The sequence below is a fragment of the Achromobacter sp. UMC71 genome, assembly GCF_014170305.1.
Lineage (GTDB): Bacteria > Pseudomonadota > Gammaproteobacteria > Burkholderiales > Burkholderiaceae_B > Achromobacter.
In genome coordinates this window covers 25,691-42,834 of sequence record NZ_LZZT01000056.1, presented here as the reverse complement: position 1 = coordinate 42,834, position 17,144 = coordinate 25,691, and the positions used below count along the sequence as shown (strand labels likewise).

The window sequence follows — 17,144 nt, the reverse complement described above, 5'->3', positions numbered from 1 at the left end:
CTCCTGAAAATGCAGACGGCAGGCGGGACCGGCCCGCCCGCCGCCCGGGGCAAGGCTAGAAGCGGGACGACAGTTGCAGGCCGAAGATATGGCCGCTGCTGTCATAGGTGCCCGCAACGCGGCCCTTGGTCAGCTGATTGCCGGACGTGGTGTCGATGTCCGTCTTGCGCAGGTACAGATAGGTATAACCCAGGTCGATCGTGGTGTTCTTGGTGGCGGCCCACTGCACGCCCGTCGAGAACCAGTAGCGGTCGTTGTCGGGCAGCGAGGTCGGGCGGTCTTCGGCCTTGTGGACCGGGGACTGGTCGTAGGCCAGGCCGAACTTCCACTTCCAGTCGGGCGCGAACTTATACGTCGTACCCACGGCGATGCGCCAGGTGTCGCGGAAGTTCAGCGGCAGGTCGTCATCGCGCGCGCCGGTGCCGGAGTTGCGGATCTTCAGGTCGGGGATGCTGCTCCAGCCCGTCCACGAGATGTCTCCAAGCAGTTCCCATTTCTCGTTGAGCTGGTGGGTAGCGCTGAGGATCAAGGTGTCAGGCAGGTCGACCGAGGCCTTGGCGTCGAACGAGACCGACTGGCCGGTCGGGCCGATGTTGTCGATGTCGGTGTCGCCCTTGGCGGTGTGCTTGATCTTGGAGCGGTACGACAGGCCGATGCGGGTGTCTTCGGTGGGTTGCAGCATGAAGCCCACGTTCCAGCCCCACGCGTCGCCCTTCAGGTTCAGGTCGGCGTCACCGTTGGTGAAGACGGTGCGCCCGCCGGGCAGCGCCACGGGCACGACGGTCTTCTTCTTGTAGGTGGCGTCGATGTGCTGCCAGTTCACGCCAAAGCCCATCGAGAACTTGTCGTTGACCTTGTAGGCGATCGACGGATTGATGTTGATGGTCTTGATCTCGAACTTGTTCGAGTGGTACTGGCCGTCCCAGCCCTTGTCGTACTCGGTCATCAGGCCGAACGGGGCGCCCACGCCCAGGCCGATGAACCACTGGTCGCTCAGTTGCCACGAGCCGTACAGGTTGGGCACGACGCCCAGGTTGCCAGCATCGCCGCCGTCGCCGCCGGTGGGGCGGGTGCCGCCCAGCGCGGTGGGATTGCGGCTATTGCCGTTGTCCGAGAACTTGAACGAGGGCTTGATCAGATTGACCCCGCCCGACACGTTGATGCCGGGCAGGTAGGTCATGCCTGCCGGGTTGTAGTAGATGATGCTGGCGTTTTCCGGATTTGCCGCCGATCCCGCGTAAGCGTTGCCCAGGCCGCTGGCATTCTGCTCCAGGAGCTGAAAGCCGGCGCCATGGGCGGCGCTGGTTGCGCCCAGGCCGACCACCAGGGCGGACAGGGTGCTCAGGGACAATGAACGTCTGCTCATGGTACTGCCTCCTCGTGTTGGATGTGTGTGTCTATGGCACTGCCGGTCTCGTGTCCCGGTCTATTCGGCTTGGGGGTTTATGGATTCCTTGGCCGTTTCTCTGCTGTGCTGCGAACTGCGACTGCGCTGGTAATGCAAGGGCCCGCCCGTGAATGGCGCGAACCCGGTTCCAAAAATCACGCCCGCGTCGGCCAGGTCGGCGTCGGCGACCACGCCGGACTCGACCCGCTCGCGGGTGGCATCGATCAGGGGCTGGATCAGGCGCTCGGCCAGGCCGGCCGGCGCGCGCGCATCGCCCGCCTTGTCCTTGACCGGCTTGCCGTCGCGCCAGGTGTAGAAGCCCCTGCCGCTTTTCTTGCCCAGGTCGCCGCGCGCCAGCCGTTCGGCCAGGCAGCGCGGCGGTTCGGCGCCGCCGGCCAATTCCTGGCCCGCGGCGCGGGCAATGTCCAGGCCGACGGTGTCGGCCAGTTCCAGCGGCCCCATCGGCATGCCGAAGGCCACCATCGCGGCGTCGACCACGGCGGGCGACAGACCGTCGTCCACGCTGCGCATGGCCTGCAGCATGTAGGGCGCCAGCACCGCGTTGACCAGGAAGCCGGGCGCGCTCTTGACGGGCAGGGCCAGCTTGCCGATCTGGCCGACAAAGGCGCAGGCGCGCGCCAGCGTGGCGTCGGCGATGCCGTCGGCGTGCACCACTTCCACCAGCGGCATCTTGGCCACGGGGTTGAAGAAGTGGATGCCCACCAGGCGTTCGGGCCGCGCCAGCCCGGTGCGCAAGGTTTCGAGCGACAGGCTGGACGTATTGGTGGCCAGCAGCGCGTCGGCCTTCATGCGCGGCTCCAGCGTCTGGTACAGGCCGCGCTTGGCGTCCGGCTGTTCGCTGATGGCTTCGATTACCAAGTCGGCCAGCGGCACGCCGCTGCCGGCCGGATCGGGCACCAGGCGGTCGAACGCGGCGCGGGCGGCGCGCGGGTCTTTCAGGCGGCGCGAGAACAAGGTGGCGGCGCGCTTGATGGCGGGGGCGATACGGGCCAGGTCCTGGTCCTGCAGGGTGACCGTCATGCCCTTGAGCGCGCACCAGGCGGCGATGTCGCCGCCCATGACGCCGGCGCCGACCACGTGCACATGGCGCACGGGCGGCACGCCGGCCTGGCGGCCGTTGGCCTTCAGGCGCTCTTGCAGGCGGAACACGCGCAGCAGGTTGCGGGCGGTGTCCGACGCGATGATGCCGTCGATCAGCGCGGGCGCCTGCAGGGCGTTGCCGCCGTGCTTTTCCCAGATGTCGACGATGGCGGGCGCGGCGGGATAGTGGACCTGCGGGTCTTTGGCGGCGATCTGCTTGCGGGCGCGGTTGGCGGCCACGGCTTTCAGCGGCCAGCGGTTCAGCCAGGCGCCCAGGCCGCGCGCGCGGCGCGGCGGCTTGCCCGACAGCACGGTGGCGCGCGCCGCGGCCAGCAGCAGGCGCGCGGGCACGCGGGCATCGACCAGGCCCAGCGAGGCCGCGCGGCGCGCGTCGGCGCCGCGGCCGGTCAGCATCATGTCCAGCGCGGCCGGCGCGCCGATGACTTGGGGCAGGCGCAGCATGCCGCCCCAGCCGGGGAAGATGCCCAGCATGACTTCGGGCAGGGCCAGCGACGCGCCGGGCGCGTCCTCGACCAGGCGGTAGCGGCAGGCCAGCGCCAGTTCCAGGCCGCCGCCCAGGCAGTGGCCCTGGATCAGGGCGAGCGTGGGGTAGCGCACCGCGGCAAGGCGGTGGAACAAGTTCCAGCCGCGCGCCACCAGGGCGCGGCCCTGCTCGGGCGTGGTGAGTTCGGCGAATTCGTTGACGTCGGCGCCCACGATGAAGCCCGACGATTTGCCCGAGCGGATCACCAGGCCCTTGGGCGGCTGCGCATCCAGTGCGTCCAGCACCACGGCCAGCTCGGCCATGGTGTCGGCGGACAAGGCATTGACCGCGCTGCCGGCGCGGTCGAAGGTCAGCCACGCCAAGCCGTCGGCCTCGCGCTCCAGGCGCCAATGCGAAAGCGATTCCAGGGCGGTCATTGGCGATCCTCGTTCAACGTTTCTACCAGCATCGCGCCGCCCATGCCGCCGCCGATGCAGATCGCGGCCATGCCGCGCCGGGCGCCGCGGCGCTTGAGCGCGTCCAGCAGGTGCAGCACGATGCGGGCGCCGGACGCGCCCACCGGGTGGCCGATGGCGATGGCGCCGCCGTCCACGTTCAGGCGGGCGGGGTCGAGCGCGCCCCAGGCGGGCGTGCCGAAGTGTTCCTGGCAGTAGGCGTCGTCCTGCCAGGCCGCCAGGCAGCCTAGCACCTGGGCGGCGAAGGCCTCGTTGATCTCCCACAAGTCCAGGTCATTCAAGCCCAGGCCGTGGCGCTGCAGGATGGGCGTGGCCGCGTGCACCGGCCCCAGGCCCATCTGCGCGGGGTCCAGGCCGGCCCATTGGCTGTCCAGGATGCGGCCCAGCGGTTGCAGGTTCCAGCGCTGCACGGCGGCTTCGGAGGCCAGCACCAGCATGGCGGCGCCGTCGGTGACCTGCGAGCTGTTGCCGGCGGTGATGTTGCCCCAGGGCTTGTCGAACACCGGCTTGAGCTTGGCCAGTTTGTCGGGCGTGGAGTCTTCGCGCACGCCGTCGTCGTCGGGGTAGGGCTTGCCTTGCGTGTCGATCAGGGGCGCGATTTCGGCGAATGCGCCGCTGGCGCGGCCGGCCAGCGCGCGGGCGTGGCTTTGCGCGGAATAGGCGTCCATGGCCTGGCGGCTGATGCCGAAGCGGGTGGCGACGTTTTCCGCGGTCTGGCCCATGGACAGGCCCACCACCGGATCCGTCAGGCCCTTGAGCAGGCCGATGACCGGCGCCAGGTCGCGCAGGCGCAGGCGGCGTAGCGCGGCCAGCTTGGCGCCCGCGCCGCGGGCGGCGTACCAGCCCGACAGCCAGCGCACCATGCTGTCCGAAAACAGCACCGGCGCGCGCGACAGTGCGTCGACGCCGCCGGCCAGCACCAATTGCGAGCGGCCGGTCTGGATGTTGGCGATGGCCGAGTCCAGCGCCTGCATGCCCGAGGCGCAGTTGCGCATCACGGTCCAGCCGGGCACCTTGTCGCCGCAGCCCAGCCGCAGCGCGATCACGCGGCCGATGTTGACTTCGTCGGCCGAGGGTGCGGCGCAGCCCACGATGACCTCGTCCAGGTCGGTGGGCGCGTAGGGTTGGCGCAGCAGCAGGCCGCGGCCGGCCTGCACGGCCAGATCGCCGGCCGAAAACGGGCCGGGGCCCGAGCGCGCCTTCAGGAAGGGCGTGCGGGCGCCGTCGACCACGTATACCGGTTTGAATGCCATCCGATCCCTCCCTGGGTCAGGCCGCTTTGCGTTCGGCTGCCGGCTTGACCGCGCCGGTGATGCCGAAGTCAAAGGGGAAATCATCCACTTTCACCACCGCATCGCGCAAGCTGTTGCGGCGTTTGACCACCGCATATTCTTCGGCGGTGATGCCGCCGGCCGCAAAGGCGGCGTCGGCCAGGTCGCGCACGTTGGCTTGCGGGTTGCCTTCCAGCGCGCCGCTTTTCTCGAAGGCGCGGATCTTGGCTTCGATGGGTTCGGCTTGCAACGTGGCGGCCAGGGCCTGTTCGATCGCGCCCACCGGCTCGTCGGCGGTGGCGGGCAGGTGGCAGCCGGCGGTCAGGCGGTCGCGCGCGGCGCCCGGGTTGATCAGCAGTTGCGCCACTTCCTGGCCCAATTGGTCGGACGGCAGGGCCTGCGGATGGCCCCAGGGGAAGACGATGCGGCGCAGGCTCCATGCGACCAGGCGGTTCGGATAATTTTCCAGCACGCCGTCAAAGGCTTCCTGCAGCCGGAACAGGGCGTCCTGGATCGACCAGTGCGCCAGCGGCGCGTCGGCGCTTTGGCGGCCTTCGTCTTCAAAACGCTTGAGCGTGGCGCTGACCAGGTACATCTGCGACAGAATGTCGCCCAGGCGCGCCGAGAGGCGCTCGCGGCGCTTCAGGCTGCCGCCCAGCACCAGCATCGAGGTATCGGCCAGCAGCGCGAACGCGGCGGAATAGCGGCTGAGCAACTGGTAGTAGCGCTTCATTTCGGGCGCTACGTCGGCGTTGACGCCGACCCAGCGGCCGCCGGTCAGGGACGTGCCCAGCGCGCGCAGCTTGTTACGCATCACGAAACCGACATGGCCCCAGAAGGCGCGGTCGAAATCGTCCAGGCCCTGCTTGCGGTCCGGCGACTGCGCGGCCTGCATCTCGGCCAGCACGTAGGGATGGCAGCGGATCGCACCCTGGCCGAAGATGATCAGGCTGCGCGTCAGGATGTTGGCGCCTTCCACCGTGATGCCGATGGGAATCTGCTGATAGGCGCGGCCCAGGAAGTTGGACGGCCCCAGGCAGATGCCCTTGCCGCCGATCACGTCCATGCCGTCGTTGACCACCTGGCGGGCGCGCTCGGTGACGTGGTATTTGACGATGGCCGACACCACCGAGGGCTTCTCGCCCAGGTCGACCGCGCCGGCGGTCATGCTGCGGGCGGCGTCCATCATGTAGGTGTGGCCGCCGATGCGGGCCAGCGCTTCTTCCACGCCTTCGAACTTGCCGACCGGGGTGCGGAATTGGCTGCGCACGCGGGCATAGGCGCCCACGGCGCGCGCCGTCAGCTTGGACATGCCGGTGTTGGACGAGGGCAGCGAGATCGAGCGGCCGGCGGCCAGGCATTCCATCAGCATGCGCCAGCCCTGGCCGGCCATGGCGGGACCGCCGATGATGAAGTCCAGCGGCATGAACACGTCCTGCCCGCGGGTGGGGCCGTTCATGAACATGGCGTTCAGCGGGAAGTGGCGGCGGCCGGTGTCCACGCCCGGGTGGTCGTGCGGCACCAGCGCGCAGGTGATGCCCAGGTCTTTCTTGCTGCCCAGCAGTCCGTCGGGATCGTACAGGCGGAAGGCCAGGCCCAGCAGCGTGCAGACCGGCGCCAGCGTGATGTAGCGCTTGTCCCAGCTGACGCGCATGCCGATCACTTCGCGGCCTTGCCATTCGCCTTTGCAGACGATGCCGCTGTCCGGAATGGCGGCGGCGTCCGAGCCGGCCCACGGGCTGGTCAGCGCGAAGGCGGGCACCTCGTCGCCGCGCGCCAAACGCGGCAGGTAGTGGTTCTTCTGTTCATCGGTGCCGTAGTGCAGCAGCAGCTCGGCCGGCCCCAGCGAATTGGGCACCATCACCGACACCGCCAGCGCCGACGAGCGGGTCGACAGCTTGGTCACGATTTCGGAATGGGCATAGGCCGAGAAGGCCAGGCCGCCGTATTCCTTGGGAATGATCATGCCCAGAAAGCCGTTGCGCTTGAGGTAGGTCCAGACCTCGGCGGGCAGGTCGAAGCGCTCTTGCGTGACGCTCCAGTCGTTGACCATGCGGCAGGCCTCTTCGGCCTGGTTGTCCAGGAAGCGCTGCTCTTCGTCAGTCAGGCGCGGGCGCGGATAGGCCAGCAGGCGGCTCCAGTCGGGGCGGCCGCGGAACAGTTCGCCTTCCCACCAGACCGTGCCGGCCTCCAGCGCGTCGCGCTCGGTGTCCGACATCTGCGGCAGCACCTTGCGGTAGAGATTGAAGATCGGGGCCGACAGCAAGGCGCGCCGGATCGGACGCACGCCCAGCAGCACGGCGGCCAGGAGCGCGATGACGACCAGCGCGACGATGACTGCGTTCATTTCCTTGTCTCCTTTCTCAATATTCTTGTGGACCCGCCGCGCCGCCGCCTGCTAGGTGGCGCAATGCTGCGGCAGGGGCGCGCGCAGTCCGCCGAGCAGGAAGCTCATCAGGCGGGGCAGCAGCAGGCCGGGGTTGTCGGGTTGCTCGGCTTCGTCCAGCGTCCAGCCGGTCACGGACCGCAGCAGGTCGGTGCCGATGATGGCGTAGGACGTGGCGCCCAGCATGAATTGGAAGCGCCACACGATTTCGGCGCGAGGCACGTCGGGCAACGCCGCGAACAGCGCGTTGCGGTAGCGCTCGAGCACATCGGCGTATTCCTCGGCGAAGAGCGCGCGGATGAAGTCGGACGGGTCGGTCATGGTGCGTTCGAGCAGCGGCAGGAACGTGCTGCCGGCTTGGCCAGGGTCGGCGGCCAGGCGCAACAGCGTGCCGAAGAATGCGTCGACGATCTGCGAAGGCTTGAGCGGCTTGCCGTTGGCCTGGGCCTCGAGTTCGTCGAGCAAGCGCAGCCGTTCGCGGTTGAGAATCTCCAGACGCCGTTTCAGCACGGCCTGGACCAGCGATTCCTTGGAGCCGAAGTGGTAATTCACCGACGCCAGGTTGACGCCCGCCGCGCCGGTGATCTGGCGCATGGACGTGCCGTCGTGGCCTTGTTGCGCGAACAAGGCTTCGGCGGTGTCCAGAATCGATTCGCGAGTAGTGGAGGATCTGAGTTCTTGCATTAGATTCAATTCAAACGTTCGTTTGAAAGAAGTATGCACCCCCTGTTCCAGAGAGGCGACCCCCGGCAATCCCGAATAGGGTTTACCCCGAACGCCTCATCCGTATGGCCGTACGCCGTTTGGTCTCGGGCGGCCGACCTAGGATGAAAGCCGTCTGGAAGACCTCGCCGAAACGCCGCAGTATCAGCGCGAGGTCTTGAAAGCGTTGCACCGTGCATGCACCTGGCGAGCCCGATCGCCGTTCCGGTGCCGCTGGCCATCACGCCCTGACACAGGAGCAGGAGACATGAAAACCTACAGAGTGGGGCTGTTGATAGACGGGACGGACCAGCCCGGCTGGATTCACGACATGGCCGAATGGCTGGCGCGCAGTCCGGAATTCGAGTTGACCGCGCTGCTGGTCATGCAAAAAGCGCCTGGCGATGGCAGGTTGCGGCTGGGCGCGAAGGCCTTGTTCGGTACCTTGTCGCGGCTGGAGTCGCGGCTGCTGCCCGCCAAGCAACGGCAGATGCTGACTTGCCGCGACATGCGCGCCAGCGTGCCCGCGTCCACCGCGGTGTTGAATCTGGCGGCCGGCCCCGCCGAAGCCGGCGTCGACGATGGCATCGCCGCGTTGGGTCTGGACCTGGTGCTATTGCTGGGCGCCCTGCCGACACCGCGCGCCCGGGTGGCGGGCTGGGCGCGCCAGGGATTGTGGCGCCTGAGTTATTCCGATATTGCCGTCGCCACCAGCCGCTACGCGGGCTTCTGGGAGGTCTATCAACGCGAGGACCATACGACGGTCAAGCTGTGGCGGATCGGGCAGGACGCCGACGCGGATGCGCTGCTGGACCAGCGCAGTTTCAACACGGAAGTGTTCTGGCTGAAGAACCAGACGCGCGCATTCAGCCTGGGCAACTTCATGGTCTATGACGCCTTGCAGGCGATGGCGCGCTCGCGGCCTGGGGTCGCCCCGCCCGTCATGCAGATCATGAGCGGCCAGCGCCGCGACGATCCGGCCGAATGGGACAGCGCCGCCTACATCGCGCGCCAGGCCTGGTTAATGACGGATTTGATTGTGCGCCGCGTCATGGGGCGCAATGTGCGCTGGCGGATCGGTATGTTTCCGTCCACCCGGCAACAGGCGGTGGTATCCGAGGCTATGGTATTGCAGCCACCCAAGGGGCGTTTTTTCGCGGATCCTTTTGTATATACCAAGGATAAGAATCCATATATATTTTTCGAAGACTACGATTTCACTTCCCGCAAGGGCACGATCTCGGTCGCAACCTTTGAGGACGGGGCTTTCCGCCTATTGGGTACGGCCTTGAACCTGCCCTACCATTTATCGTTTCCCTACATATTTGAATATGAGGGCACGACGTACATGGTTCCAGAGACGTGCGGAAATCGCAGTATTGAATTATGGAAGTGCACGGAATTTCCTTTGAAATGGGAACTTGATATAACGCTTATGACCGATATTTCGGCCGTGGATACCATTATTTTTAAGCGCGGTGAATATTGGTGGCTATTAACCAATATCGATCGCGCCGACGGCCAGAATCACTGCGACGAGCTGTTCGCGTTTTTCGCCGACTCGCCGCGCTCCAGCCACTGGACGCCCCACGCCAGCAACCCCATCGTGCGCAACCCGATGCGGGCCCGCAACGCCGGGATCGTTGTCTCGCCTGGCGGAGAGGTCACCCGCTGCGCGCAGTACCAAGGCTTCTGCCACTACGGCAAGGGCGTCTCGCTGAACCGCATCGAAGAGCTGTCGCCGTCCACCTACGTCGAAACGGACGGTGAAATCCACTACGCCAGCTTCCTGAGGAAACGTCATGCTTCAATGCACCATTGGCACCATCAGGGGGGGCATACGGTATTTGACTTCGCCTATATGGAGTAAATGACGCGGCGTAATTGAAAATAAAAATGTTACCTATATTTCGATTACCACCGGCACACCGGGGTTCAATGTGTCCGCCGAAACATATGGACAGAACCACCGGCGAATCTGAGTGCTTCCTGCCGCCGCGGCGCGCCGCGCCGATGGCGCTTGCAGCCGTCTGCCGCCCGCCTGAATGCAAGGCCCGCAACCATTCCTTATGGCTATTCCCTAGAGGGAGACGGCCGCCTGTCCCATTGGGAGCGCTGGTGAAAACCCTAGCGGATGAAAGGATGATGGGGCGTTCTCATCCTGATTTACGAGGCTGATTAAGGCTAACGAATGATTTCTGTTTTTGTCGGATTATATCGACTCGAAGCGTCTTGATTTTGCCAATTCCGAACCATAAGATTGGTTCATGCCATCCGTTATGTTGGCTACGAAAGTCTCCCAGCCCAAACGACCCGGTACGGCTTCATTAGATATTCCGGGATACGCGGACCACCCCCGCGGGGTTGGAAAAAAAATAGTCTTCAGCACAGCGAAGATCCCTTCTAGGCCTGTTGAACAACCAGGAGGACACCATGGCCAAGATGGTCCTGATTGAAGCCCACCCGCTCTTGCGGCTGGGGTTGTGGCAGATTCTGAGCAAGTTGGATGATGTGTGGGAAATCGAAGGGATGGGGCTTGCCGACGTCTCCAAGGCGGACGGCGCGCATGCAGGGGCAGACCTGTTGATCTACGGCTTGCCGGTAGACAACGAAGAGGCCTGGAGCACGTTGCACGAGATCCAGCGGGTGCTTAGCCCGAAACGGATCCTGCTGCTGACGGATGTCATGCCGTTGCCGATGCCGGTGCAAGGGTTGCCGGGCGCCAGCGTCTATGGCTGCCTGATGAAAACGGCTTCGGTGGAAATACTGGAAGCGGCGATCCGCCTGGTCATGGCGGGCGGGCAGTGCTTTCCCAGTGAACAGGCGCTGCAAGCGCCAGCGCAGGCGGCCTGCGCGTTGCCGGCGCGCGAACTGGACGACGGCGCCGCCAGGGGCTCGATGCCTATGAGCGCGGGAGCGCAGCTGCTGCAGATCACGCCGCGCCAGTACGAGGTGCTGGTGTTGCTGGCCAGGGGCTACCCCATCAAGACGGTCAGCCGCATGCTCAATATCTCGGTCGCAACGGCCAAGACGCATGCCTGCACGCTGTACCAGCGCCTGCATGTCAAGAACAAGGGCGAAGCGGTCTACGCGGCCCTGCAGCGTGGCGCCACGCTGGAATGGCATGAACCGAACGGCCGCGATGTGGACGCGGGTCAGCTGTACGGTCGCAAGCTTGGATAGCGGTCACGGCCCGGCAGCCGGCGTCCGCCATGCCAGGCCTCCCGACCATCCCGCCTAGGGCATCCAACGCAGCATCGGCGGTCGCCGTGCCGCGGCCTTCCACCTCCAATCATCCTCCTGCACGAGATTCAGCGGACGTAGCCGCTGATAGCATGGGTTGTGTCCGCAAGCATGGGTTGAGATGGCGAATCACAAGGCCCGCCAGAACGACGCCGCGCAGTGGACGAGATTCCCGTGAGTCTGGCGACGCACCAGAGCCGCCGTTGCAGCGTGGCGCAGCCTGGTCATGGGAACCGTGTCTGGGCCCTGCGTCACAAGGTTTCCCTCGGGATGACAACCGTTCTAATCGAAGACTACGCTCTGCTTCGTGTCGCCATCCAGCATGTGCTGGAGCGTGTGCGGACCGCCGAGGACATCCTGGCGATCTCGCCAGCCCATCTCGTGAATATGTCCAGTTCGATCAACCGGCCGGTGGAATTGCTGGTGATCGGTTGCAGCGGCGTGGCCGAACCGGATATCGGCCTGCTGTCGCAGGCCATGGCGCTGTTCATGCCGCGGCTGGTGCTGGTGCTGTATTCCGTGCTGGATCCGAGCGTGATGGCGGCCTGCGCCCGGGCCGGCGTGGCGGGCTATCTGCCCAAGGCCTCCAGCCCGGACGCGCTGGCCGCGGCGGTGAGTCTGGTGCTGGCGGGGGGCGAATGCTATCCCCAGCCCAGCGGGCGGCCAATGGTTTCATCAACGGCGCCGTTGCAGGAATTGCGTGAATTGACGCAGCGCCAGGAAGAGATCCTGCAACTGCTGGTGCAGGGCAAGACCATGCGCGAGATCGGACAGCAAGTGGGCATCTCGGTGGCCACGGTGAAGAGCCACGCGCGCACGCTGTACTGGAAGCTGAATGCGCGCAACCAGGCGGAAGCGGCCTATATCGCGGTGCAGATGGGGTTGGTGCGCAGCGCGGGAGCGCCAGCGCCAGCCACGGCGCCGGGCGGCCCTAAGAGCGGCGACGGGCAATAAGGCCGGCGGGGGCGCCGATCACGGCGGCGAACTCGCGTTCCGCCGCCGCCAGTACCGCATCCACGTGCAGATGATCCAGGGCGTAGCGGCGCGCGGCGGCGCCCATCGTTGCGCGGATCTGCGCGTTGCCGGCCAGTTGGCGCACCGCCTGCGCCATGGCGGCGGCGTCTTCGGGCGGCGTGACCAGGCCGCAATGGGCCACCACGCCAGCCAGCTCGGTGCCACGCGCCGCGCCGCATACGACAGGACGGCCGCTGGCCAGCATGCCGGTCAGCTTGGACGGCATCACCAAGTCGGCCGCGCCGGCGCGCTGTGGCAGCAGATGGATGTCGGCCGTGTTCAGCAGCGCGCCCAGCCGGTCGGCCGGCTGCAGGTCCAGGAAGCGCACGCGCGCCAGGCCCTGGCACTGGGCCTGCAGCGGCGCCCGCTCGGGTCCCTGGCCGCAGAAGACGAACCAGAGCCGTTCCTCGCGTTCGAGCAGCCGCGCGACCTCGGCCAGCGTGCCCAGGCCTTGCTTGCCGCCCATGTTGCCCGAATACAGCGCCACCACGGCGTCGGCGGGAATGCCCAGCTCGGCGCGCAGGCCGCCTGCCTGGCCGGGCGCGATGGCGTTGACATCGATCCAGTTGGGCAGCAGCGCCACGCGCTCGGGGTCGACGCCCTTGTACAGGGCCAGGTCGCGCATGCGCCCCGAGATGGTCGACACCCGGTCGAAACGCCGCATCAGCCAGCGTTCGGCGCGCAGCACGGCCGTGCGCAGCCAGGCGCCCTTGAGCAGGCCCAGGTCGAAAGCCGCGTCCACTTCGTAATCCTGGATGTGCAGCCAGGCCTTCGCGCCGCACAGCCGCGCCGCCAGCCAGGCGGCGGGCGCGCAGAACAGCGCTGGTTCGACCACGATGATCAGATCGGGCCGGCCGGCCGCCGCGCGCAGCAGCGACGGCAGGCTGGACAGCGCGAAGCTGGCCAGGTGGACCAGGCGCTTGGCGCCGCCAGGCCGCTTGGGCACCCACAGCGGCGCGCGCCGGACGGTGACGCCGGCGCGTGTTTCCTTGCGGTAGCGGCCGGCGCGGTAGCCGTCCTGCACCTGCCATTGGGGATAGTAGGGCGGGGCCGTGACGACGCTGACCTCGTGTCCGCGGGCGGCCAGCCATTCGGCCAGCTCCGCGCTGTATTTGCCGATGCCGGTCAGCTCCGGCGCGTAGTTGATGCCATATAGAAGGATCTTCATGCCGGCGGCGCCACGCGAGGTCTGACGGGCTTGCAGGGGCTGCCGTGGCAGATCATGGCGGGCGGCAGGCTGCGGAACACCGAACTGCGCGCGCCGACCACGGCTTCGCGCCCGACGGTGACGCCGGGGCCGATGAACACGTCGGTCGCCACCCAGGCGCCGTCCTCGATGCACACGGCGCGCTCGCGCAGCGGAAAGTCGGGCTGCGCGGCATCATGGTCCGCCGCGCACAGATAGCTGCGTTGCGACACCACCGCGTGCGCGCCGATGTGTATCGGGCCCAGGCTGTAGAGCACCGCGTCGTCGCCGATCCAGGCGTAGTCGCCGATGTCGACCTTCCAGGGATAGGTCACCGTGGCGCTGGGCCGGATCAATACCTTCTGGCCCACCCGCGCGCCGAAGCGGCGCAGCAGCCAGCGCCGGAAGCCATAGGCCACCTGGGGCGACCAGCGGAACAGCGACCCCTGCACCAGCCACCACAGCTGCACGGTCAGCGCCGAGCGGCCGCGCTGGCCCGGGGCGAGCGCGAAGTGGTCCAGCCGTTGCAGCGCGCTCATTTGGCGGCTCCAGGCAGGGCGTCGCCGCGTTCCTGGGCCGCATCCGCCTGGCGCGCCTTGCGGATTTCCTCGGTCTTGATGCGGATCTGCCAGTAATACATGGCGCGGGCCACGGCGTAGTCAAAGCCTGCGCGGCCGTCCAGGAAGCCCAGCCGCAGCACATAGGAATGCAGGAACGAGATGGGCGCCTTGAACGGCATGGCCTGGAAAATACGCTTGAGCAGGGCGCGCGCGCCCACGTTGGCTTCGCGCGGATCGTTCATCAGGCCCTTGATGCGCAGGTTGGCTTCCCAGTCCGAATAGCGGTTGTGCTTGTCGAAGTAGTGGTAAAGCGAATCGTGGTCGTTGTGCACCATGCGGGCATGCAGCGCGAAGGTCTCGCCCTGCACCTGGGGTTGGTAATGGCCTTCGACCTCCCACATGTGGGCCACGTCCAGATCGTCGTAGTCCAGGAAGCGCGAGCGCTCGCGGGCCAGCAGCGCCAGCTTGTAGACGCGATGGCCGTGCAGCAGCTTCTTGCCGCAGAACACATAGTCGAACGGCACGAAGGCGCCACCGGCGCCGGCGGCAAAGCGTGGCAGCGCCGCCCGGATCTCGCTGGCCAGCGCCGGTGTCATCTCTTCATCGGCGTCGACATATAAGACCACCGGATGGGTGAAGGGCAGTTGCTCCAGGCACCACTGCTTTTTCTTGGGGTACTTGCCGTTCCACTGGAAGTTCGACACCTTGGCGCCCAGCGCGGCGGCCATGGCGCAGGTGGCGTCGGTGCTGTTGGAGTCGACCACGAAGACTTCGTCGAAATCGGCCAGCGCCTTCAGGCACTTGGCGATATTGCGTTCCTCGTTCTTCGTCATGACGACGACGGATACCGGTATCTTGGACATGATGCTTTCCTTGTTCAGGAGGCGCTGCGGCGCATCAGCGGCTGGAACAGCGCGATGACGTCGCGGCAATGCCGTTCGAGTGAAAAGGCGTCGGCGCGCTCGGGGCCCTGGGCCGCCAGCTGTTCGCGCATGTCGCCGTCGTAGGCCAGGCGGCGCACTGCCGCGGCCAGGGCCGCGGCGTCGCCCACGGGCACCAGCAGCCCGTAGCGGCCCGAATCCAGGATCTCGGCCGGCCCGTGGGGGCAATCGGTGGAAATGACCGGCACGCCCAGGCACAGGGCCTCGACCAGCACATTGCCGAAGCTCTCGCGCAGCGAGGTCAGGGCAAAGGCGCCGGCGCCGGCGATCACCGGAAACGGATTGTCGATGTGGCCGGCCAGCGTCACCGGGCTGCGCGAGGCGCGCGCGTCGATGCGCTTTTGCAGCGCGGCGTGTTCCGAGCCTTCGCCCAGAATGGTGAAGTGGATGCCGGGGTCGTCCAGCAGCGCGGCGGCATCGATCAGAGTCGCGTAGTCCTTGACGGCCTCCAGGCGGCCCACGGCGACCACGTGATAGGGCGCCTGGCCGGCGGCCGCGGCGGCCATCGATGCGGCAGCGGGACCCGGTGCGGGTCGCCGGGCGCTTTGCTCGCGCACGTTTTCCAGCGGCACGCCATTGTAGATGGTGCGGACCTTGCCGCGCAGCGGCGGGAACATGCTGACCAGATCTTCCTTGACGCCGCGCGAGACGCCGACCACGGCGTCGTGGCGGCGGTAGGTCTGGCTGACCAGCCAGCACTTCAGGCGCCGCATGCGCGAGGCGCCGTAGTGGATGGCCGGGCTGCTGTGTTCGAACGCGACCGTGGCGAAGTCGCCGCGCAGCACCTTCTTGGCCAGCACCACCAGCATGTTGCACAGCAGGCCGTGCGAGCAGACCACCGCGGGCTTGTCGCGGCGGATCTGCGCCACGAGGCGGGCGAAGGCCAGCGGCAGCATCAGCCGCAGCGACGTGGGCGATTCGATCACGGGCAGGGCCCGTGTCACCCGGGGATTGGATACCGGGTATTCGCGGTTGCGGGCGCGCAGCAGGAACAGCGATGCCTGGACGCCGCGTTCGGGCAGGGCATCGGCGATGAAGGCGACGCATCTTCCGACGCCGCCGTGCAGATCGGGCGCCACAAACAGGACATCAGGCATGGGGCAGGACTCGCGGTAGCGGCCGGCGCGGGGCGGCCGGACGGGGGCTGGGGTCCGCGGGAGCGGGCGGCACGGGCATGGCGCGGGCATTGCGCATCAACGACAGGCAATAGCACAGCAGGAATCCGGTGAAGGCTGTCTTGGGCGCATAGGCCAGGCCGCCGGACAGCGAGTCCACGAAGATGTACATCGGCGCGGTCGCCAGCAGATAGCGCCGGTGCAGTTCCAGTCCGGGGTGCGCGTAGCGCCGGAATAGCGTCAGCAGCAGGATCAGCAGGGGCGGCAGCATGATCATGATGGTGCCGACGACGCCGAACTTCATCAGGTAGAAGGCCCAGGAATTGTGCGCGAAGGTGCTGAGTTCGAAGCCGTTTTCGCCCATCACCCAGCTGCGAAAGCCCGCGCCCTTGCCGAACACCGGGCTTTCCGCGAACGAATCCATCTGGCCCTGCATCTCCTGGATGCGGGCGCCGTAGCTGGAGTCTTCATCCAGGCGCTCGACGCTGAAGACCCGGTTGGTCAGCACGTCCAGGTAGCCGATGCTGGCAAAGACCAGCAGCCCGGCCACGGCGGCCGGCGCGAAGATCAGCACCACGCGGCGCCGGATGTCGGACCCCGAGGCCAGCATCACGGCCAGCAGCACCGACACCATCAGCTGCAGGTACTGGCTGCGGTTCAGCGAGAACACCAGCGCCAGCAGCATGTACAACGTCAGGATATAGGCCTTGGGCCCGGACACATTCAGCGTCTTGCGAAAGTACAGCAGCGACACCACGCCGAACGGAATCGCCCACACGCCCAGGCGCACGTTGCGCAGCGGGTTGGCGACGTTGAAGCCCTGTAGTTGTTCCAGCAGCATCAGCGTGGCGACGGCCAGGCAGGCCGCCACGATGTACTTCTGCAGCACCGCGTAGGCCGCCGGGCTGTCGATATCCTTGTAGCAAAGGAACGGCGTGCACAGGAAATAGAAGACGATCCGCAGGTCCCGCGCCACGTCGCCGGTGTCGATGCCGGGGTGGTGCAGCGACACCAGCAGCAGGTAGATCACCGACAGGGTCTGCAGCCCCAGCAGCATGCCCAGCGCGCCGCGCGGCAACGCATAGGCGCCGGGGTCCGCCAGCCGCAGCATCTTGACGAACACGATCGCCACGAACAGTACGTCGAAAGGCGACAGCTTGAAGCTGCCCACCCCCAGGATGAAGCGGTCATCATTCAGGGCCAGCGCGGTGAACGCGAACAGGCCCAGCAGATGCAAGGTGGATAAGCGGCGTTGCGGTTGCATGGCGTCTCCATGGC

13 protein-coding genes are annotated in these 17,144 nt (G+C 66.9%); 3 read left to right on the top strand and 10 right to left on the bottom strand.

Translation table 11 applies throughout. The features are described from left to right. Positions 1–55: 55 nt before the first annotated feature. The 5 genes from A9974_RS27060 to A9974_RS27040 are packed head-to-tail and all read right to left on the bottom strand — an operon-like array spanning position 56 to position 7,789. Positions 56–1,366: an OmpP1/FadL family transporter gene (locus tag A9974_RS27060; protein ID WP_183007257.1), complete on the bottom strand. Its 1,311-nt coding sequence runs from the start codon at positions 1,364–1,366 to the stop codon at positions 56–58. Between the two features lie 60 nt (positions 1,367–1,426). Further along, positions 1,427–3,409, bottom strand: coding sequence for a 3-hydroxyacyl-CoA dehydrogenase NAD-binding domain-containing protein (locus A9974_RS27055; protein WP_183007256.1), 1,983 nt, complete (start codon positions 3,407–3,409; stop codon positions 1,427–1,429). After that, positions 3,406–4,701, bottom strand: a complete 1,296-nt coding sequence (locus A9974_RS27050; RefSeq protein ID WP_183007255.1) for an acetyl-CoA C-acetyltransferase — start codon at positions 4,699–4,701, stop codon at positions 3,406–3,408. The genes A9974_RS27055 and A9974_RS27050 overlap by 4 nt, the downstream gene beginning before the upstream one ends. Before the next feature lie 16 nt (positions 4,702–4,717). After that, positions 4,718–7,066, bottom strand: coding sequence for an acyl-CoA dehydrogenase (locus A9974_RS27045; protein WP_183007254.1), 2,349 nt, complete (start codon positions 7,064–7,066; stop codon positions 4,718–4,720). 51 nt (positions 7,067–7,117) lie between these two features. Then, entirely contained in the window at positions 7,118–7,789 is a 672-nt protein-coding gene (locus tag A9974_RS27040; protein ID WP_183007253.1) for a TetR/AcrR family transcriptional regulator, read from the bottom strand. A gap of 286 nt (positions 7,790–8,075) precedes the next feature. Between A9974_RS27040 and A9974_RS27035 the strand changes: the two genes are divergently transcribed. The 3 genes from A9974_RS27035 (at position 8,076) to A9974_RS27025 (ending at position 12,004) form a co-directional block, all read left to right on the top strand. Then, a complete protein-coding gene (locus A9974_RS27035; RefSeq protein WP_183007252.1) occupies positions 8,076–9,677 on the top strand; it encodes a hypothetical protein in 1,602 nt (533 codons plus the stop codon). Between the two features lie 563 nt (positions 9,678–10,240). Then, positions 10,241–10,990 carry a response regulator transcription factor gene (locus A9974_RS27030; protein WP_183007251.1) on the top strand — a complete coding sequence of 250 codons (750 nt, stop codon included), beginning with the start codon at positions 10,241–10,243 and terminating at the stop codon, positions 10,988–10,990. 330 nt (positions 10,991–11,320) lie between these two features. After that, positions 11,321–12,004: a response regulator transcription factor gene (locus A9974_RS27025; RefSeq protein WP_183007250.1), complete on the top strand. Its 684-nt coding sequence runs from the start codon at positions 11,321–11,323 to the stop codon at positions 12,002–12,004. Here the strand turns inward: A9974_RS27025 and A9974_RS27020 are convergent. From A9974_RS27020 to A9974_RS27000, 5 genes are read right to left on the bottom strand one after another with little or no spacing between them, the layout of a single operon-like run. Further along, positions 11,982–13,232, bottom strand: a complete 1,251-nt coding sequence (locus A9974_RS27020; protein ID WP_183007249.1) for a glycosyltransferase WbuB — start codon at positions 13,230–13,232, stop codon at positions 11,982–11,984. The two genes, A9974_RS27025 and A9974_RS27020, sit on opposite strands and share 23 nt — an antisense overlap. After that, complete coding sequence (locus A9974_RS27015) at positions 13,229–13,789, bottom strand: putative colanic acid biosynthesis acetyltransferase (RefSeq protein WP_183007248.1); 561 nt, start codon at positions 13,787–13,789, stop codon at positions 13,229–13,231. Before A9974_RS27015 ends, A9974_RS27020 begins: the two co-directional genes overlap by 4 nt. Then, positions 13,786–14,673, bottom strand: a complete 888-nt coding sequence (locus A9974_RS27010; protein ID WP_183007247.1) for a glycosyltransferase family 2 protein — start codon at positions 14,671–14,673, stop codon at positions 13,786–13,788. Before A9974_RS27010 ends, A9974_RS27015 begins: the two co-directional genes overlap by 4 nt. A 14-nt stretch (positions 14,674–14,687) precedes the next feature. After that, complete coding sequence (locus A9974_RS27005) at positions 14,688–15,848, bottom strand: glycosyltransferase (RefSeq protein ID WP_183007246.1); 1,161 nt, start codon at positions 15,846–15,848, stop codon at positions 14,688–14,690. Further along, positions 15,841–17,130 carry an O-antigen ligase family protein gene (locus tag A9974_RS27000; protein WP_183007245.1) on the bottom strand — a complete coding sequence of 430 codons (1,290 nt, stop codon included), beginning with the start codon at positions 17,128–17,130 and terminating at the stop codon, positions 15,841–15,843. The genes A9974_RS27005 and A9974_RS27000 overlap by 8 nt, the downstream gene beginning before the upstream one ends. Positions 17,131–17,144: the final 14 nt, after the last annotated feature.